The sequence below is a fragment of the Streptomyces aurantiacus genome, assembly GCF_027107535.1.
In the GTDB taxonomy this organism is placed as follows: Bacteria; Actinomycetota; Actinomycetes; order Streptomycetales; family Streptomycetaceae; genus Streptomyces.
This window is the reverse complement of sequence record NZ_CP114283.1, coordinates 4,532,880-4,550,432: the sequence shown is the minus strand read 5'-3', so window position 1 is coordinate 4,550,432 and position 17,553 is coordinate 4,532,880. Positions and strand designations below refer to the sequence as shown.

General features: G+C 68.3%; 16 protein-coding genes and 2 pseudogenes. 8 read left to right on the top strand and 10 right to left on the bottom strand.

The features are described 5' to 3' along the window. Positions 1-161: 161 nt before the first annotated feature. The 3 genes from O1Q96_RS21995 to O1Q96_RS21985 all read right to left on the bottom strand — a co-directional run bounded on the left by O1Q96_RS21995 (position 162) and on the right by O1Q96_RS21985 (position 2,842). The gene (locus O1Q96_RS21995; RefSeq protein WP_269253682.1) at positions 162-908 is read right to left on the bottom strand and encodes an SDR family oxidoreductase; all 747 of its coding nucleotides are present in this window, start codon (positions 906-908) and stop codon (positions 162-164) included. A gap of 68 nt (positions 909-976) precedes the next feature. After that, entirely contained in the window at positions 977-2,047 is a 1,071-nt protein-coding gene (locus O1Q96_RS21990) for an aldo/keto reductase (RefSeq protein WP_269249838.1), read from the bottom strand. 69 nt (positions 2,048-2,116) lie between these two features. Next, positions 2,117-2,842 carry an SDR family oxidoreductase gene (locus O1Q96_RS21985; protein ID WP_269249837.1) on the bottom strand — a complete coding sequence of 242 codons (726 nt, stop codon included), beginning with the start codon at positions 2,840-2,842 and terminating at the stop codon, positions 2,117-2,119. 136 nt (positions 2,843-2,978) lie between these two features. Between O1Q96_RS21985 and O1Q96_RS21980 the strand changes: the two genes are divergently transcribed. Continuing rightward, a complete protein-coding gene (locus O1Q96_RS21980; protein WP_269249836.1) occupies positions 2,979-3,542 on the top strand; it encodes a TetR/AcrR family transcriptional regulator in 564 nt (187 codons plus the stop codon). Positions 3,543-3,749: 207 nt separating this feature from the next. Here O1Q96_RS21980 and O1Q96_RS21975 read toward each other — a convergent pair whose 3' ends face one another. Further along, on the bottom strand, positions 3,750-4,337 hold the full coding sequence (locus tag O1Q96_RS21975) for a site-specific integrase (RefSeq protein WP_269249835.1): 588 nt from the start codon (positions 4,335-4,337) through the stop codon (positions 3,750-3,752). 109 nt (positions 4,338-4,446) lie between these two features. Between O1Q96_RS21975 and O1Q96_RS21970 the strand changes: the two genes are divergently transcribed. Further along, entirely contained in the window at positions 4,447-5,538 is a 1,092-nt protein-coding gene (locus tag O1Q96_RS21970; RefSeq protein WP_269249834.1) for a hypothetical protein, read from the top strand. Between the two features lie 99 nt (positions 5,539-5,637). On the opposite strand, the gene O1Q96_RS21965 is transcribed toward O1Q96_RS21970, so the two are convergent. After that, positions 5,638-6,174, bottom strand: a complete 537-nt coding sequence (locus O1Q96_RS21965) for a dihydrofolate reductase family protein (RefSeq protein WP_269249833.1) — start codon at positions 6,172-6,174, stop codon at positions 5,638-5,640. Between the two features lie 46 nt (positions 6,175-6,220). Between O1Q96_RS21965 and O1Q96_RS21960 the strand changes: the two genes are divergently transcribed. Beyond that, the gene (locus tag O1Q96_RS21960) at positions 6,221-6,859 is read left to right on the top strand and encodes a hypothetical protein (protein ID WP_269249832.1); all 639 of its coding nucleotides are present in this window, start codon (positions 6,221-6,223) and stop codon (positions 6,857-6,859) included. Between the two features lie 199 nt (positions 6,860-7,058). Here the strand turns inward: O1Q96_RS21960 and O1Q96_RS21955 are convergent, their stop codons facing one another. Then, entirely contained in the window at positions 7,059-7,931 is an 873-nt protein-coding gene (locus O1Q96_RS21955) for a class I SAM-dependent methyltransferase (protein WP_269249831.1), read from the bottom strand. 128 nt (positions 7,932-8,059) lie between these two features. Further along, on the bottom strand, positions 8,060-8,665 hold the full coding sequence (locus O1Q96_RS21950) for an XRE family transcriptional regulator (RefSeq protein ID WP_269249830.1): 606 nt from the start codon (positions 8,663-8,665) through the stop codon (positions 8,060-8,062). An 88-nt stretch (positions 8,666-8,753) separates the two neighbouring features. Between O1Q96_RS21950 and O1Q96_RS44775 the strand changes: the two are divergent. Beyond that, a pseudogene (locus tag O1Q96_RS44775) lies at positions 8,754-8,936 on the top strand (FAD-binding protein); the annotation flags it as partial. A 423-nt stretch (positions 8,937-9,359) separates the two neighbouring features. Next, the gene (locus O1Q96_RS21940; protein ID WP_269249828.1) at positions 9,360-10,952 is read left to right on the top strand and encodes an MFS transporter; all 1,593 of its coding nucleotides are present in this window, start codon (positions 9,360-9,362) and stop codon (positions 10,950-10,952) included. 1,027 nt (positions 10,953-11,979) lie between these two features. On the opposite strand, the gene O1Q96_RS21935 is transcribed toward O1Q96_RS21940, so the two are convergent. Continuing rightward, a complete protein-coding gene (locus O1Q96_RS21935; RefSeq protein WP_269249827.1) occupies positions 11,980-12,621 on the bottom strand; it encodes a TetR/AcrR family transcriptional regulator in 642 nt (213 codons plus the stop codon). A gap of 122 nt (positions 12,622-12,743) precedes the next feature. On the opposite strand from O1Q96_RS21935, the gene O1Q96_RS21930 reads away from it, so the two are divergent. The 3 genes and pseudogenes from O1Q96_RS21930 to O1Q96_RS21920 all read left to right on the top strand — a co-directional run. Beyond that, the gene (locus O1Q96_RS21930) at positions 12,744-13,148 is read left to right on the top strand and encodes a Dabb family protein (protein ID WP_269249826.1); all 405 of its coding nucleotides are present in this window, start codon (positions 12,744-12,746) and stop codon (positions 13,146-13,148) included. Between the two features lie 28 nt (positions 13,149-13,176). After that, entirely contained in the window at positions 13,177-14,079 is a 903-nt protein-coding gene (locus tag O1Q96_RS21925; protein WP_269249825.1) for an SDR family oxidoreductase, read from the top strand. Between the two features lie 533 nt (positions 14,080-14,612). Continuing rightward, positions 14,613-14,774: pseudogene (locus O1Q96_RS21920) on the top strand (transposase); the annotation flags it as partial. A 111-nt stretch (positions 14,775-14,885) separates the two neighbouring features. On the opposite strand, the gene O1Q96_RS21915 reads toward O1Q96_RS21920, so the two are convergent. Both O1Q96_RS21915 and O1Q96_RS21910 read right to left on the bottom strand, forming a co-directional pair. Continuing rightward, the gene (locus tag O1Q96_RS21915) at positions 14,886-16,604 is read right to left on the bottom strand and encodes an acyl-CoA dehydrogenase family protein (RefSeq protein WP_269249824.1); all 1,719 of its coding nucleotides are present in this window, start codon (positions 16,602-16,604) and stop codon (positions 14,886-14,888) included. A gap of 85 nt (positions 16,605-16,689) precedes the next feature. Beyond that, positions 16,690-17,256: a PadR family transcriptional regulator gene (locus O1Q96_RS21910; protein ID WP_269249823.1), complete on the bottom strand. Its 567-nt coding sequence runs from the start codon at positions 17,254-17,256 to the stop codon at positions 16,690-16,692. Positions 17,257-17,553: the final 297 nt, after the last annotated feature.

Genomic DNA, 17,553 nt, shown 5'->3' with positions numbered 1-17,553 from the left:
GCCGAACTCGATGGCCGCCCACGCAAAACGCTCGGCTGGGAAACCCCAGCCGAGCGCCTGCAAAACTGCTCGCGGCCTGCTCGACACGACCACGTATTGCAGCGCCCCCTGAAAGCGCCGTGGTAGCGGGCCTTACGCCCGTGGCGGGACGGCAGACGAGCTCAGAGCTGGGTTTCGCCGCCATCCACGGCCAGCTCGATGCCGGTGGTGTACGTGGCATCGAAGGCGAGGAATGCGGCCGCCTTGGCGAACTCTTCGACGGTGCCGTAGCGCTTCATGGGGTTGCTCGCGGTCCGCTCCGCCCTGAACTGGTCAGCGGCCTCCTTGGACAAGTTCATCGTTTCCAGAATCCCCGAGTCGATGGGACCCGGGCTGATCGCATTGACACGGATTCCCCGCGGAAGCAGCTCGCGGGAGAAGGAGCGGGCCATCGAGCGCAGCGCCGCCTTGCCGGCCGCATAGACGCTGGTGTCCACCATGCCGATGACGTTCGCGATCGAGGTGGTGAGGACGATGCCGGCGTTCGCGCTCAGCAGCGGAGCGAGCTTCTGCACAGTGAAGAAGGCGCCCTTGACGTTGATCGCGAACAGCTCGTCGTACACGTCCTCGGTCGTCGACTCGAGGGGCGTGAGGGGTGAGATGCCGGCGTTGACGAACAAAGCCTCGATCGAGCCGAGCTCGCTCTTCACACGGCCGGCGAGCACATCCAGGTCGGACAGTGAGGCCACGTCCGCCCGGACGGCCACGGCGTTCTCGCCGAGCCGCTCGCGTGCCGCGTCGAGCTTGGCCTGAGAACGGCCGGTGATCACCACGCGGGCTCCGCCTTGCACCAGCAGCTCCGCCAGCGCGAGCCCCATGCCGCTGCTGCCACCCGTGATCACCACATTCTTGTCGCTGTACTCACCCATACCGAGATTGCTCCGTTCCATCGCCAAGTCATGTCGATATATCTGGATGTCGCTGTTCATGAAGCGAATCAGCCGAGGGCTTCGATCTTCATGTCGCCTGTGGTGACCGTGCGGATGTGATCGCTGGCGAGCAGGTCGTGCGGATTGCCGAGGTCGATGGCGCTGACCTCGTCGAGGCGGGCCAGCTGGGAAGGAGTGAGGTCGACCTGCAGGGCACCCAGGTTGTCCTCCAGTTGCGCGATGGTGCGGGCGCCGATGACGGGTGCCGTCACACCCGGGGCGTTCAGGGTCCAGGCCAGTGCGACCTGGGCGGGTGTGCGGCCCAGCTCCGAGGCCACCTCCTTCACCGCATCGGCAATGGCAAGGTTGCGGTCGGTGACCCATCCCAGGGCGACGTTGAGGCTCTTGCGGTTGCCGGCGGTTTCGCCGACAACGGAGCCCGCCGGGTTCTGGTCCTCCCGGCTGTACTTGCCGGTGAGCACCCCGCCGCCCAACGGGGAGAAGGGGACCACGCCGAGTCCCATCTCGCGTGCCATCGGGATCAGGTCACGCTCCGCGGTGCGCCCGATGAGGCTGTACTCGGTCTCCAGTGCGACCAGTGGCGACCAGCCGCGCAGGTCGGCGATCGCCTGCATGCGCGACACCTGCCAGGCCGGGGCGCTGGAGATCGCCACGTACAGCACTTTGCCCTGCCTCACCAGGTCGTCCAGGCCCCGCAGGATCTCCTCCACCGGCGTCCTGAAGTCCCATACGTTCACGTAGAGCAGATCGATGTAGTCGGTGTTCAGCTGCCGCAGACTGGCTTCCACCGACGCCAGCATGCTCTTGCGGTGGGTACCCCCGGAATTCGGGTCACCGGGCTGACGCAGCGTCGAGTACTTCGTCGCCAGCACGATCTTGTCGCGGTTGGTGCAGGCGAATTCGCCGAGCAGTCGCTCGGAGCTGCCGTTGGTGTAGGTGCTGGCGGTGTCGAAGAAGTTGCCGCCGAGCTCGGTGTAGCGGTCGAAGAGCTTGCGCGCCTCGTCGCGCTCGGCGCCCCAGCCCCACTCGGTGCCGAAGGTCGCCGTGCCCAGCGCCAGCGGTGAGACCCGGAGTCCGGAACGGCCCAGCAGCCGATAGGTGTCGAGAGTGAGTGCCATCGTGTTCTCCTGTGAGGTGCGGTTCGTGGCGTTCGAGAGGTGCGGATTGGTGGTCGACTCGCCCGGGTTTCAGGCACCGAGCCCGTAGCCGCCGGCCACGGTGATGTCCTGGCCGGTGATGTAGCCGGCGGCGTCCGAGGCGAGGAAGGCGACTGCTTCCGCGACCTCCTGGCTGGATCCGAAGCGCTCGAAGGGGATCTTCGAGCGCATGGCGTCCCGGCCGCTCTCGGACACCCCCAGCTTGTTGAGCAGCGGGGTGTCGGTGGCCCCGGGGCTCACGGCGTTGACGCGAATCCTGCGCGGGGCCAGTTCCAGCGCGAGCGAGGGCAGCATGGCCAGCAGCGCGCCGCGTGTCGCCGCCCCCACCGTGGCGCCAGGGGTGCCGCGACGGGATCCGATGCCGACGGTCAGCACGATCGAGCCGCCGTCGTTCATGAGGGGAAGGGCCTTTTGGAGGGTGAAGTACTGGCCCTTGAAGTTGAGGTCGGCGTGCTCGTCGAACGATTCCTCCGTCACCTCGGCAACCGGTGCCGGACGGAAGATCCCGGCGTTGAGGAAGAGCAGGTCCAGCGATCCGAACCGCGCGGACACCGCCGACATCAGGGCGTCGGTGTCGGAGAGCACGCGCCCGTCGGATCGGACGACGAGCACGTCGCCGGGGAGTTCGGACCGCGCCCGCGCGAGGGACTCGGGATTCTGTCCGGTGACCGCGACCTGGTAGCCGCGGGCGTGCAGCAGCTCGGCCGTCGCTCTGCCGATCCCGGTCGTCCCCCCGGTGATGAGAGCTGTAGGCATGGCAACCTTTCGTCGCTGAAGGGATGGGTGAGACCACCCATAATCGGGGACCTCCCCGTTTGCCTCACCGTACACTTAACCGGGGACATCCCCGAATCACTCCCGAGCTCATCCGACACTCACGATCGCGAAGGTCATGACACCTCCACGCAGCACCCTGCGCGCCGACGCGCAGCGCAACCGCGAGCAGCTGATCGCTACAGCCGCCGAAGCCTTCGCGTCCGGACGCGCGATCTCGCTGGACGCGATCGCCAAACGCGCGGGAGTGGGGAACGCCACCCTGTACCGGCACTTCCCCACCAGAGAGGATCTGGTCGAAGAGGTCTACCGGGACCAGATCCGGCCCTTGCGCGAAGATGCGCGCACCCTGCTGGCCACCGCGCCGCCCGCGCAGGCCCTCCGCGCGTGGATGCTCCGATTCGCCGACTGGGCCGGTGAACGACGCGGCATCTGCGAGGCCCTGGTCGCCATGAGCGCTTCCGGCCGCTTCGGCACCGGACCGGTCTGCGACGAGGTCCAGCAGGTCCTGGCGATGGTGCTCGAGGCCGGCGCCACAGCAGGAGAACTGCGCAGCGACATCGACCCGGTCGAGGTAGGCGGCATCCTCGCCGGTTTGCTCTCCGTGGCCGGCGCACCCGAGCAGCGCCCCCAGCTGAACCGAATGCTGGACATCGTCGTCGACGGACTCAGGCCCCGCTAAGCGCGATACGCCGGCGGTTCGGCGAGGCGTCGGCCTATGCCGGACGGCATGGCTGCGGCCGCGGCGGTCGTGGTACCCCAGACCTTGGTGAGGACCGTCGGGATGGTTGCCTACGTTCGGCTCTTTCCCCGCCTCGCGACAGCGCCCGAACGGCTCGTCAGGTGTTCCTGCCGTTGCCGCCCAAGGGGGTAGTTGATCTTGGAGGCGTCAGCGCTTCCGGCGGGCGGCGGGGTCGCGTTCGGCGACGTGTCGGGCGACTGCGTCGACGCCGGGGCGGGCGGAGCGTTCCAGGGAGCGGACGGATGCGTGGCGGGAGCGGGCCAGCAGCGTCGGGGTGGAGGTGCCGCCCTCAGCGTCGTGTGTCAGGGCACTGTGGCGTAGCCGATGGAGCGTCCAGCCGTTCAGGTCCTCGATGTCCTCGGGCGAGGCGAGAGGGTTGGCCAGTAGTCGGGTGTTCTCCTCGAAGATTTCCTCGGCCCGGCGATAGGAGAGCCGGGTCCGGCCGGTCTCGGAGCACACGTCCAGCGCGGGTGTTCCGGCCGGGGCCTTGCGGTCGGTGAGGAACAGCGGGCCGCGGGTGCGACGGGCGATCAGTCGGGGCAGGAGCTGGGCCGGTGCCGGACTGCCAGTGAATCCACTCGATCGCCCCGCCCTGGCGGTGATCCTGCCGCGCTTGTCCTGCGGATATAGGTCCTCCACGTTCAGGCACAGCACCTCATCGGCGCGGGCCGCCGACTCGTAGAGCATCTTCCAGAACGTCTGAAGACCGAGACCATCTACCTGACCGAACTCCATAGTGCTGGGATCTTCTTCTGGTCCGCCTGCTGACTCAGGGAACCTGTCTGGTGTCAGCTGACGGGGATCAGTACCCGCATTGTCAGCGGCTGCTGGCAGCATCACCGCTATGAACGCCACGTTTGCCACCCCGCCGCGGCCGTTCGACGTCACCGCGCTCTTCCCTCAACTGGCCCCGCTGGCGCGGACGGCGACTCGGCTGCACCCGCGGACGAGGACGCCGACCGTGCACGACAGCTCCGTCGGCGGGCCGCTCCTGTGGCCCGTCGACGAGCCGTGGCCGTACTGCGAAGAACCGCACGACAGGCATGCGGCGCTCAGGATCAACTCCCCGGACGACATCCGGCTCCAGCGCCGCGTCCTCGCCGCAGCGGCCGAGCGCCTTCACCGCGGCCCCGTGGCACCCGTGGCACCCGAGCGGACCCCCGCGGAGCAGGAGACCCTGGATCTGATCAGGGCGGGCCGCCCATGGTTCGAAGGCCCGATCCCTCTCGTGTCCGTCGCCCAGTTGTACGCCCGCGACATTCCTTTCCCCTGCCCGCCCGACGCGGACCTGCTCCAAGTCCTGTGGTGCCCCTTCGACCACGAGATGGCCCACCCGAAGACCGCCCTCGTCTGGCGGTCCTCCGCCACTGTCACCGACGTCCTCGACGCACGGCCCGAGCCGCCGATCGTCCAGGACGGCTGGTACCTCCCGGAGCCGTGCCTGTTCTCACCGGAGCAGGTCACCGAGTTTCCCAACCCCCTGGAGCTGGACAAGGAGCTTCGGGACCAGCTGGACGACATGAGCCGCTGGGAGACGATCGACCCCGCGCAGTACAACGCGTACGCGGACGATCCGGGCGAGCTCTACCTGAACAACCTTTGCACCGCCCCCGGCTGGAAGACGGGCGGCTGGACCCGCTGGAGCCCCACCGACCCCGTCGACCGCGCCTGCCCGGAAAGATCCGAACCGCTCCGGGTCTGGCGGAGGCTCGGGAGTGCCCCGAGTCAGGTGGAGTCGAGTCACTTGGTTTCACGCTACCGGTGGCGTGCGGAGTTCGTACTCCACCGGACTGAGCATGCCCAGTGCAGGCGGCAACCGTGTCCGCACCGGCCAGTACGGGATCTGTGCCTTCAACCGCACAGAACCGCAGGTGGTCCTCGACCGCCCGCCCGTACGCGTCGATCGTGTCGCGAGCCTGACCGATGTTCGCCATGAACTGCAGTCGCCGTCGGGCCAGTTGATGTTCAGCGAGAGTGGGGAAACTTGCCCCACGGGACGGGGGCCATGGCAGCAGGCCAGTAGTTGCGACCGTGCCTACTTGCGCACGTGGAAGCGCAGCATGGTGACCCCGCCGGACTGGACGTTGCTGAACGGTTCCAGGTCGATCCGGTCGAGGCCCGGCGGCGCGAAGCGGACGCCGTCGCCGAGCAGCACCGGCAGCACGTACACCAGGATCTCGTCGACGAGGCCGCGCTGCAGGCACTGGGCGGCCACGTCGGCGCCGAGGATCTCCAGGTTCTCGTCGCCGGCGGCGCGGCGTGCCGTGGCCACGGCTTCCTCGATGTCGCAGGTGAGGAAGGTGACGTTGGGGTCCGGCTCGTCGGGCGGGCGGTGGGTGAGGACGAACTGCGCCCCGCCGTCGTAGTCGGTGTTCTCGTCGGACATGCGCTTGCCGACCTCGTACGTGCCCCGGCCGATGAGCATGGCACCCGTGGCCGCCATGACCTCCGGGAACGTCGCCGACGTCATGTGCTCGAAGACCCAGTCCATCGTGTGACCGGGACCCGCGATGAACCCATCGAGGGACATCACCCTGTTCACGACCACTTTGCCGGTGCTCGCATCCGTCATGCGTCTTCTCCAAGCAGGTCGAGGGCCGGGATCGCATCATAGGTCGGTGAGCAACATCTTCTCCGGCGGTAGCCACGACCTGTACCTGTCCAATGGCGCCACCGCGGTGTTCATCGACGTGCTGATGCCGGCCGTGTCCGACCTCGCCTTCGAGGACTGGGACTTCCGCTTCGCGGCGCGGCTGACCCTGCAGGACCAGAACGTCATGGGGCGCGGTGCCGTCGGGTTCGACCTGGCGGAGTTCGACTGGGGTGCGACGGAGCGGGAACGCGCCCGCGCGAAGGACTTCGTGCTGCGTGCCACAGCGCTCGCGGCGAGCGGACATCGCTGGAGCGGGCTGGGCTACCACCCGCCCCGCGTGGATGACTACCTGCACCGCTTCACGACCATGGTGGAGTCCTGCACCCCGTCCGCCGACAGCGCGCCGCACGCGACTTGCCCGGCCCGGACGAGGCCGCGATGGCCTCGTGCGTGCGCCACTACGTCCTCAGCGCGCTCCCGCTCCGGGACGGCTGCTTCCTCTGCAATCGGCCGAACCACCAGCCCGGCTCGATTCCCCATAAGGCGGGCCCTGCCCGCCGACTATCCGCCCTGGCAGACCGTACTACCGCTTCGCCCGCTGGCACCGGCTGGACGTCGTGGCGTCATACCGCATGTGCGGCTTGATCGGGCGTCAGCTGCATGAGGTCACGCTCTCAGAAGCGCTTCGCAGAACACCCGGGTTTTGACAGGAGTTCTGCAAATGGCGACCTGCGGAAACGTGGTCGCTCAGAGCCTGTTCTCAGAACTCTCGCATCTGGTTATTTGTGAGCGCCCTTGCGTCATGCGGACGTGGCGGCCTGCTTCCGCGTGACCGCGCCGGACGTGGCACCCCGTGCTGGGGGTCAGGCGCGGCGGGCGGCCCAGACGGTGCGTTCGGTGCGTACCGTCAGGTCGTCGCGGCGCAGGATGCTGTGCGGGCGGGTGGTGTCGAGGAGTCGGTCGAGCGCGGTGAGGTCCTCGGGGGAGAGCCTGTCGGCGATGACGCTGCGGATGCGCTGCAGGACGCCGAGGGCGTAGCGGCCGATCGCTTCGCTGCGGTCGCCCTCGATGTCCACGGCGATGGTGCGTTCATCCTCGACGGTGAAGCCGGCGGCGGTCAGCATCGGGCCCCAGTCGGCGCCGCGGTGGGGCATGTGCTCGGCTTGGCGGCGGTCGGCTGCGGCGTGGACGCGCTCTTCCAGACCGGGCCGGTCCGTGGGGGCATTCTCGGGCAGGAAGCGGGGGTGGCCGGCCAGTTCGACGACGGCGAACAGGCCGTTGGGTGCGAGCGTGTCGTGGACGGTGCGCAGCGCGCGCTCGGGGTGGGCCATGTGGTGCATCGATGCCGATGCCCAGATCAGGTCGGGCGAGCCGAGGTCGGGCCAGGCGTCGTCGTCGAGGTCGGCCTGCACGGTGCGTACGCGTTCCTCGACGCCGCGGGTGCACGCCTTGGTGCACAGGCGCTGAAGGTGTTCGGCGGACGTGTCGACGGCGGTGACGTGCGCGTCGGGGAAGCGGTCGAGGAGGGCGAAGGTGCCCGCGCCCGTGCCGCAGCCGAGGTCCACGATGTGGCCGGGGGCGGTCTTCAGTGGCAGCGACGCGGTGATGGAGGCGGTGTGCTCGGCGAGGACCTCGGCGTCCAGGTCGAGGATCTCCGCCTGGCCGCTGGTGGCCTGCTCGTGGTGGTGGCCGTGCGAAACGCCGTGGTGGCGGGTGTGCGGGTGTGCTTGGTCCATGCTCTTCACCCTAGGTCGACTATGCGTCAGAGGCGTGCTGTCTCCCTATTTGCGCAAGGCGATGGCCGTAGGTGCTGCCTGACGCGCAAAAGGGCACCGCTGCGGAGGTCGTCGTGTGTCTCGCGCCGTCATTCGGGAGGGCCTTGAGCGTCGCTGCCGTCGCCGTCGTCGCGCTGGTGGCCGCGGCGGGCGTCACGGTCGAAGAGGCCCAGGATCTCGCAGGGTCCGCCCTCGGTGCCGATCGCGTGCGGCATCATCGTGGGGAACTCGGCGGCCTGGTTGGTCTCGATGCGGATGCGGCGCTGGCCGAGCATGAGGATCGCGGTGCCGGACAGTACGACGAGCCACTCGCGCCCCGGGTGGGCGCGCATGCGGGCGGGGTTGTCGGGCGGGGGGTCGGTCAGGCGCTGGCGCACCACGCTCATGCCGGGGTCGGCCTTCAGGGTCCAGCGCATCCGCCCGTAGGTGCTGTCGACCGTCGGGCTGGTGATGACGTCGTCGGTGGCGGTCTCCACGAGCTGGTCCAGCGTGGTGTCCAGGGCGCGGGCGAGGGTGACCAGCTGGTCCAGCGCGAGGCGGCGCTGGCCGTTTTCGATACGGCTCAGCGAGGACTGGCTGAGGTGGGAGCGGGTGGCCAGCTCTTCCAGTGACAAGCCCTGCGCCACCCGCAGGGCGCGGATGCGTTTGCGTACGAGGCTGTCCAGCTCTCCACTTTCTTGCGTCATGGGCAACATTGTATGCCTTCGGTGCAATGCGGGGTTAGCGTCGCGTGCAGATGGTCCGCAGTGTCTGGGGCCACGCACGATGAGGGAGCAGGAGGACATGGCTGTGACGACTTCTCCGTACGCGATCGACGCACTGCCTGGTGGGACCGTCGACGCGGTAGTGATCGGCGGGGGCGCCGCGGGGCTGAACGGAGCGTTGATGCTGGCCCGCTCCCGCCGCTCGGGCGTCGCGATCGCCAGCGGCTCCCCGCGCAACGCGCCGACCTCGGCCATGCACGGTTTTACGACCGGCGGCCAGGTCGTGGGCCGCCGCGTCCTCGCGGTCGCCACACAGATGCAGGCCCGCACCGAAGGCCTGGACGCGCTGAAGCTGCCCATGGAGGACCTGCCCGACAACATGGGCCGCCGCTTCGCCTCCGGCATGGCCGGCACCACCGAGGTGCCGGGCGTGTGGGTGGCCGGCACCGCCACCGACCTTGCCGCCCAGGTCGACGCCTCCGCCGCGGCCGGCTCCCTGGCCGGCGCCCACATCAACGCCGTGCTGGCCACCGCGGACCCCGACGCCGCGCTCGCCGCAGCACAGGGTGAGACGCCCGCCCCCTGACATCCCCTCAGGCCCCGGCCGACCGCCCGCCCCACCCCGTTCACCCGCCGACCGGCCCTGCCCGGCGCCACCTCGGCATGCCCATTTTGTGAGGAATCCATGAGCACACACCAGCCCCCACAAGCCACACCGGCCAGAGACGAAGGCAGCCCGGACGCGCGTCAGCTGCGGACGATCCTGATCGCCGTCTCCCTCGCGCTGATGTCGGTCATCGCCTCGGTGTCCGGGCTGAACGTCGCGCAGACCCACATGGCCGTGGAGTTCGGCGCCTCGCAGAACACAATCCTGTGGATCATCAACGTCTACACCCTCGCCCTGGCCGCCCTGCTGCTGCCGCTCGGCGCAATCGGAGACCGCCTGGGCCGCAAGCCCATGCTCCTCGCCGGACTGGGCGTCTTCGGCGTCGCCACCGTCGTCTCGGCCCTGGCCCCGACGGCGGAGGTGATGATCGCCGCACGCGTCGCCAGCGGGATCGGCGCCGCGATGATCATGCCGATCACCCTTGCCGTCATCACCTCCACCTTCCCCGAGGAACAGCGCGGCAAGGCGATCGGCGTATGGACCGGCGTCGCCGGCGGCGGCGGCATCCTGGGTATGTTCCTCTCCGCCCTCCTCGTCGACGTCGCCACCTGGCGCTGGCTGTTCGCTCTGCCGGTAGCCCTGATCCTCGCGGCCCTGGCCATGACGGCGAAGTCGGTTCCCAACTCCCGCGAGACCTCGGCCCACCGCTTCGACACCGCCGGCGCGCTGCTCTCCACCCTCGCCGTGACCGGCCTCATCTTCGTCCTGCAAGAAGGTCCCGAACGCGGCTGGACCGCCCCCGTCACTCTGATCAGCCTCGCCGTCGGTCTCCTCGCGGCCATCGGCTTCGTGGCCTGGGAGCTGCACCGCCGCGACAGCGCACTGCTGGACGTACGGCTGTTCCGCGAGCGCGGCCTGAGCGGCGGCTCGATCACACTGCTGGTGGTCTTCGGTGTCCAGGCGGGCATCGGCGTGGTCCTCTTCCCGTTCTTCCAGGCCGTGCTCGGCTGGTCCGGGCTGCTGTCCACGGCCGCCATGATGCCCATGGCCGTCATGATGATGGCCACCTCCGGCTTGGCCCCCAAGCTCGCCGCGGGCATCGGTTCCCGCTCCACCATGGCGGCAGGCATCACGCTGGCCGGACTCGGTCTCGTACTCATGGCCCTGCTCGTCTCCGTCAAGGGCGGCTACGTGTCCATCCTGCCCGGACTGCTCGCCATGGGGCTGGGCATGGGCCTGTCGATGACCCCGTCCACCACCGCCATCACGGCGTCCCTGCCGCGCGCCAAGCAGGGCGTGGCCTCTGCCCTGAACGACGTCACCCGCGAGTTCGGCACCGCACTCGGCGTCGCTCTGCTCGGCGCGCTGCTGGCCAACGGCTACCGCGGCGCCATCGACAACCGGCTGCACGGCATCCCCCAAGGAACCGCGGACACCGCGCGCGACGGCGTTGCCAACGCAGTCGAAGCGGCCGGCAACGCCGGCCCGCACGCCCAGGACCTGCTCCACGCAGCCCAGCAGTCCTTCGTCGACGGCTGGCAGCAATCCATGTGGGCAGGCGCCGCCGTCATGGGCGCCCTCCTCGTCTACATCGTCTTCCGCGGCCCCAAGAACACAACACCTGCGGTCACCGCCGAGGCAGAAACCGCCGAGGCCCTCGCCGCCCGCTGACCGCACAAGAGCCAGACGCGCACCAGACACACCGCTCCGTGTACATCGCGTGCGCCGGCGCACGATCGGCCGACCGGATCCCAGCCCGGCCCGGCCCGGCTGATCGTGCGCCGAATTCGTGACCCGGGCCATGACATGCAGCCACCAACGGCTCCCCGACCTCGGTGATCCGTGCCTTCAATTGGCGTCTGCACGGACCGTGTTCATGCTCGTCCCCGGTGGGCTCGACGTCCCCCTGGCCCTGATACGGCACAGTTCCCGCTGGAAAAACGAGAAAGGAAGGACCGACATGTTGACCATCGGGCCGATCGGCGGCATGAGCTGGGAGCCGAGCGCGGAGTACTACCGCCTGCTCAACGTGCCAAGTACGAGTCGATGGTATGGCGGCCCAGTCCGCGCACCAGCGTGTCAGGCGCGGGAGGTCCGCATCGTCAAAAGCGTTGCGGCGGGTCGCGCCCTGGGGATAGTTCTCATGCATGGTGATGCGATCACGGCGCTTGGAAGATCTGTTCGGAGCGCGGCTGGATGACTTGAGCTACCAAGACGTCAAGGGTCTGGCGGGAAACAGGACGTCCTTCGCTACCCCAGGCGCGGTGGCAGCCAGACCGATTGGCTCACCGAAACCGTGGTGGCCACTACGGTAGCCAGTTGAGCAGGCGAGAGACCTGGACGCCCGTCACGCGGGTACCAGTCGGCGAAGTCCTCGTCCTGCCACAGCCCGTCGAGGCGGTCTCTCACTCATATCGCCGTCGTACCGCCCGGGTTGCTCGCCCGCGTGACCTGCGCAGTCAGAGGCGGGACCTGCTCACCGGAACGTGGGCGGAGGACAACGGGCACCTCGACCGCTGCATCGGTCATCGGAACTACCCGAGCATGCCCGTTGGCCCGCTGCCCCACCGCGAAACTCCAAGATCCCCGACAGAGTCAAGCCAGGAGGACCGCGGCATCCTCATCGTCTTCGACGCCGGTTACGACGCCCCGCGCACGGCCCAAAGCAACGGTCACTCTCGCATCGTTCCTGCTCTGGTCAAGATCCGCTTGAAGACGGACCCCAGTTGCTCGCCGGCCGACCGCTCGCCGGCGTCTCGGTTCGCCACCCGAGGAGGATCGCGCGCAGCGCCTGTTCGGCGAGGTGGCGGGCGCGATCGTCGCCGACGCTGCCGAGGTGACTGAGCGACGCGATGCCGTACAGCGTGCCCCAGAGGATCTCGCAAGCCTGGTCGAAATCGGCCAGCACCACGTCGTGTGCAGCCGACCAGGAGCTGAGCAGCTCCTTGAGGACGTCGATGACCGGTTCCGCGACGCGTCGGCGTTCGTCCGCGTCGACCATCGGGTCGTTCATGACCTGGAAGAGGTGGGGGTGCTCGCCTGCGAACCGGACGTAGTGCGACGCAATGCGCGTCATGCGCCGGTCCGTATCGGGCTCCTGCGCGGCTTGGCGGAACTCCGTCAGCATCAGGTGGTGACCGTACGCGACCAGCTCCAGAACCAGCGCGTCCTTGTTGGCGAAGTGCTGGTAGACGACGGGCGCGGAATATTCGACGTCGGCGGCGATGCGCCGGATCGTCAGAGCCGCGATGCCCTCGGTCTCGAGGACGTGCAGCGCGGCCTCGATGATCCGCTCCCGGGTGTTCGCCCGTTCGCGGGCCCGTCTTGTGCTGGTCGGCATGGTCTGTCACTTCGCTTCGATGGTGTTCCCGAACACTAGTCACCGTCTTGACCGCGTCGGCGATGCGCGCCATATTTAACGCCGTTAGGAAATCTAACAACGTTAGGAACGAGTAGTAAGTCATGATTTACCACATCAACAGAGTCACGATGAAGGCCACTGCGACGCCTCAGCAGATCGAGGGGGTGCTGGAGAGCTGGCGCAATCAGGGCCGGTCGAACCCCGCCATCAAGTCCTTCGTCGTCGGCCGCGACCACGGCGGCGACTACACGTACGGCGCGGTGTTCGTCGTCGAACATCTCGACGGGCTCTTCGCCTACCTGACGCACCCGACCACCTACCAGACCGACCACCTCGGGCTGCACCTGCTCGAACGGCTGGAGATCTTCGACGTCAGTGACGACGACGACCCTGACCTGAACGACAAGATCCAGGAACTGCACCGGCGCCGCAACGAGCTCAACCCGCAGATCGCCGGCATGCTCGCCGACGTGCCCACCTATACCGGCTCCGGCGTGGACGACTGACCGATACCCCGGAGAAGGAGAAACCGTCATGGCCAAGCACGTCATCATCGGTGCCGGTTCCATCGGTACCAACGTCGCTCGTCTGCTCGCCGAGCGCGGCGAGAGCGTCCGGATCGTCACCCGCAGCGGCTCCGGCCCCGAGCACCAGCTGGTCGACCGGATCGCCGCGGACGCGTCCGACCCGTCCCGCCTGACCGAGCTGTCCCGCGGCGCGGAAGTGATCTACCACTGCGCCAATCCACCCTCATACACGGTGTGGGAGCGCCTGTTGCCGCCCCTGCAGACGGCGGCCATCACCGCCGCCAAGGCGAACGACGCCGTCCTCGCGCTGACCGGCAGCCTTTACGCCTACGGTCCGCAGCCCGGTGGCCGGATGAACGAACACACCCCCATGGCCGCCACCGGGCACAAGGGCCGCCTGCGCAGACGCATGTGGGAACAGGCCCTCGCCGGGGGGATCCGCACCGTCGAGGTCCGCGGCTCCGACTACATCGGCAAGGACGCCAACGGTATCTACTCCCTGCTCATCAAGTCGGCCCTGCAGAAGGGAAAAGCGGCCTGGATCACCGGCCACCTGGACATGCCGCACACCTTCACCTTCAACGGCGACATGGCACAGGCCCTCATCACGCTGGCCTCGGAAGAACGCGCGTGGGGCCGACCCTGGCACGTGCCGTCCGCGCCGGCCGTCACCATTCGCGAGCTGGCGCGGCGCTACGCCGTCGCGGCGGGCCGGCCACCGGTCAAACTAATCCAGATACCACGCTCCGTGACGCGTACGGCCGGGTTGATCGTGCCGATCGCCCGCGAGATGGCCGAGATGGATTACCAGTGGTACGCGCCGTTCCACATGGACGCGACGGAGACCGCCGAGACCTTCGGCCTGACCGACACCGACCTCGACACGGCCGTCCGCAACGAGGTCAGCTGAACTCCCCCGCCACGCCTGCACGTCGACGGCAGGTCCGCCGACACCGTGAACGTTCGTGATCACGACACTGGCTCCGCTCTGTCGGGGGTCTTGGAGTTGCCGCGGCCAGCTGCCCAGGGTCCGCCAGGACTTCAGCCGGGGTATCGCGCGCTGGTCGAGGTGGTTCTGAAAGGCAGTTGATCGGCGGGGCGTGGGTGTTTCCTCCGGCGGCAGTCCGCTGAGGCGCTCGATGTCGACGGCGATGGCCGTCAGGACGTGCTGGATGTGCGCTTTCCCCTGTCTCGGTAGCGGCAGTGCCGTATGCCACGTCCGTGGGCGAACTCGTTGACCCTGCCCTCCACTCCGGCGTGGACCGCATAGCGGGCGTTCCACTCGGACGTCTGTTGCTCGGTGTGGACGCGGAGTTGCAGGTCGCGGACCTCTCGCGGGGAAAGCCCACGGTGCGGGCGTTGTCGGCGGTGGTGGTGCACTGGGTGCGGGCCGGACAGGGGCGGCACTGGCTCTTGGTGCACCTGGCCACGATCAGCGGCGCCGACTGCTCTCTGCGGGGGCTGATGCCGGACGGGCGGCGTAAGGCGATCCAGCCGATGGCGGAGCGGCTGCCGGACGGCAACCAGCCGAACCTGCAGCAGTTCGTGAACCAGTCGACCTGGAATCCGCTGCCGGTGCGGCGGTGGATCGCGCAGCGGATGGTGCTACGCACCGCGGCCCTCCGCGCGGTAAGTCGCGCAGAGGGCCACGATACGAGCTTCACTGCTCCCGGGAACCCTGACCGTCACCTGTCGACGAGCCCCCTGGGCAGGCTGTCACTCCGCCATCTCGTACGCCCCGGACAGCGCCTCCACACGTTCCCAGACGCGCCCCGAACGCGCCTCGTCGACGACGGGACGCCGGATGGCACCCAGCGCCCAGCTCTGCTGATCGGCAGTGGAGGAGTCCTTGCCGTGCAGTTCGACGGCGAAGCCGGAGAAGTCGCGGACCAGGACGGAGAACAGTTCGTCGAGCACATCCTCGTCGAGGTCCGTCAGACGGGCCTGTTCCAGGATCAGTTGGCCGTGAACCACCAGCGCGAACAGCTGGCCGACGGCGAGAAGAAGATCGAGGTCGCGGCTCTGTTCCTCGTCGGGGGCTGCGGAGGCGACGAACTCGCAGAGGGCGTCGGCCTGCTCCCGGAAGCGGGCGACGTTCGGCACCCCGGCGTATGCGTCGTAGGCGGGGCGCCAGTCGTGGAAGCGCACGGAGCCAAGGCCGCGGGCCGGTCCCTGCTCGAAGAGGAACGTGTCGTCCGCCGCGTCGAGGCGAGTCGGCACGGCTGCGAACTCGGCCGGGTGCAGGAGGTGGTTGCGCATGAACTTGAGGATCAGCGCGAGGTTGACGTGGACCGTGCCCTCGAGCTTGGGAAGACCCCGGATCTCGACGGCGGCCTGTGCGAAGTAGGTGTCCTTCTCGAAGCCCTTGGCGGCGATCACATCCCACATCAGGTCGATGACCTTCTCACCCTCCGTGGTCACCTTCATCTTCGTCATCGGGTTGAACAGCAGATAGCGGCGGTCTTCCGAAGAGGCAGAGCGGAAGTAGTCGACAGCCCGGTCGCTGAACAACTTCATGCCGACGAGGCGGACGTACGCATCGGCCAGCTCGCGGCGCACGTGCGGGAAGGCCGTGACGGGGCGGCCGTACAGGATCCGGTTGTGCGCGTGGGTGACCGCCTCGTACATCGCGTGCTCACAGATGCCGATCGAGGCAGTGCAGAGATTGAACTTGCCGACGTTGACGGTGTTGAGGGCGGCGTCGAAGGCCGCGCGGCCCGTGTGCAGGACGTCGTCCGGGCCCACCGGGTAGTCCTCGAGGCGGAACTCGCTGACGTACTTCGAGGAGTCAACGACGTTCTTGACGAGGTGATAGGCCGGGTGGCGGCTGTCGGCGGCGAAGAAGACGTAGCCGTCCGGCCCTTCGATGTCGGTGCGTCGGCCGAAGACCGAGACCATCCCGGCGGCATTGCCGTTGCCGATGTAGTACTTGGAGCCCGTCGCCCTGAAGCCGCCGTTGCTGTCGGTCGTCAGCAGCATGTCGGTGGAGTAGATGTCGGCGCCATGGGTCTTCTCGGAGAGAGCGAAGGCGAACACCTCACCCTGGGCGAGAAGTTCGGCCGCGCGGGTACGAGCTGCTGGGTTGTCGCTCTGCCAAACCGGTCCGAGGCCGAGGATGGTCACCTGCCACGCGTACCAGTAGTCGAGGCCGTAGAAGCCGAAAATCTCGTTGAGAGCGGCGATCCGGGCCGTGTCCCAGCGCTGGCCCTTGTTCCCGGCGGCGGACACGGGGGTGAGGAAGGTGGCGAACAGCCCTTCCTTGGCTGCGAACGCGAGAAAGTCGGCCAGCCAGGCGCGGGAACGGTAGTCCTCGATGAGCCTGCGCTTCCCGCGCTCTTCGAACCAGTCGACCGTGGCACGCAGCAACCTGCGGGTCTCGATGTCGAAGTGCGCCGGGTCGTACGTACGGGGGTTGAAGAGGAGGGGGTCGGCCATGGAGGTCCGCCTTCCGAGGGTTGAGGGTTGAGGGTGGAGGGTGCCGGAGTGAAGTTCGAGAAGCGCGGGCGGCAGGGCCGGCACGTCAGGCGTGCGGGTGGGGCGTGCCGAGTCGGCGGAGTGTGGCAAGTACGTCGTCGAGCCAGGCAATCGTCATCCGCTCGTATGCGATACCACCCCGCAGCACGACATGCTGCAGCTCCTGACCGGCGTCGAGCGGGACGGGGGCCGCCGGGCCGGTGAAGTCCCGCAGCTCGCCGGCCACATAGTGCGCGAGTCGCTCGCCGTGCACCTGGCGGTGCCGTTCGACCTCACGGATGAGCACGGACGGGTCGTCGAAGGCCGCACCGCGGATCTTCACCGCGAGGTCGTGCCGCATGCTCTCGGGTTGGATCGATTCGTGCAGCCACTGAGAGAGGGCGGCGCGGCCTGGGCCTACGACGGAGTACTCCTTCTTGTCCGGCCGGCTCTGCTGCGACAGCGCACGAACAGCGAGCAGGCCCTCGCTCTCCATACGCTTGAGAACGCGGTAGATCTGCTGGTGCGTGGCAGTCCAGAAGTATCCGATGGACCGCTCGAACCGCCGGGCCAGCTCATAGCCGGAGCCCGGCTTCTCCAACAGGGAAACGAGGATCGCGTGCTCGAGCGCCATACCTCGATCCTGCTATGCAACTCGTTGCATAGCCAGTGGCGCTGCCCAGGTGAGACAGGGCTCACTCACACCCAGCGCGAGCACGCCGACTACCTCCCGGGGCCGCGGTACCCACTGAGGTTGCACTGCCGCCGGAACTCCTGCCGAAGGGCATCCACGAGGCTGAGCAGGTAAGTGGCCGTCTGGCGGGTTGTGACCGCGGTTGCGTGACAGATCGGCTCAACACCATCTCTTCGTATCCCACCGCCCGTTCGGACAGTTCGGGATGACGGTCGCTCAACGGACAGCGAAGGCGGC

Excerpts from the sequence above, each read along its gene's own strand:
- O1Q96_RS21995 (WP_269253682.1), bottom strand. The coding sequence starts at position 908 with ATGGGTGAGTACAGCGACAAGAATGTGGTGATCACGGGTGGCAGCAGC.
- O1Q96_RS21990 (WP_269249838.1), bottom strand. The coding sequence starts at position 2,047 with ATGGCACTCACTCTCGACACCTATCGGCTGCTGGGCCGTTCCGGACTC.
- O1Q96_RS21985 (WP_269249837.1), bottom strand. The coding sequence starts at position 2,842 with ATGCCTACAGCTCTCATCACCGGGGGGACGACCGGGATCGGCAGAGCG.
- O1Q96_RS21980 (WP_269249836.1), top strand. The coding sequence starts at position 2,979 with ATGACACCTCCACGCAGCACCCTGCGCGCCGACGCGCAGCGCAACCGC.
- O1Q96_RS21975 (WP_269249835.1), bottom strand. The coding sequence starts at position 4,337 with ATGGAGTTCGGTCAGGTAGATGGTCTCGGTCTTCAGACGTTCTGGAAG.
- O1Q96_RS21970 (WP_269249834.1), top strand. The coding sequence starts at position 4,447 with ATGAACGCCACGTTTGCCACCCCGCCGCGGCCGTTCGACGTCACCGCG.
- O1Q96_RS21965 (WP_269249833.1), bottom strand. The coding sequence starts at position 6,174 with ATGACGGATGCGAGCACCGGCAAAGTGGTCGTGAACAGGGTGATGTCC.
- O1Q96_RS21955 (WP_269249831.1), bottom strand. The coding sequence starts at position 7,931 with ATGGACCAAGCACACCCGCACACCCGCCACCACGGCGTTTCGCACGGC.
- O1Q96_RS21950 (WP_269249830.1), bottom strand. The coding sequence starts at position 8,665 with ATGTTGCCCATGACGCAAGAAAGTGGAGAGCTGGACAGCCTCGTACGC.
- O1Q96_RS21940 (WP_269249828.1), top strand. The coding sequence starts at position 9,360 with ATGAGCACACACCAGCCCCCACAAGCCACACCGGCCAGAGACGAAGGC.
- O1Q96_RS21935 (WP_269249827.1), bottom strand. The coding sequence starts at position 12,621 with ATGCCGACCAGCACAAGACGGGCCCGCGAACGGGCGAACACCCGGGAG.
- O1Q96_RS21930 (WP_269249826.1), top strand. The coding sequence starts at position 12,744 with ATGATTTACCACATCAACAGAGTCACGATGAAGGCCACTGCGACGCCT.
- O1Q96_RS21925 (WP_269249825.1), top strand. The coding sequence starts at position 13,177 with ATGGCCAAGCACGTCATCATCGGTGCCGGTTCCATCGGTACCAACGTC.
- O1Q96_RS21915 (WP_269249824.1), bottom strand. The coding sequence starts at position 16,604 with ATGGCCGACCCCCTCCTCTTCAACCCCCGTACGTACGACCCGGCGCAC.
- O1Q96_RS21910 (WP_269249823.1), bottom strand. The coding sequence starts at position 17,256 with ATGGCGCTCGAGCACGCGATCCTCGTTTCCCTGTTGGAGAAGCCGGGC.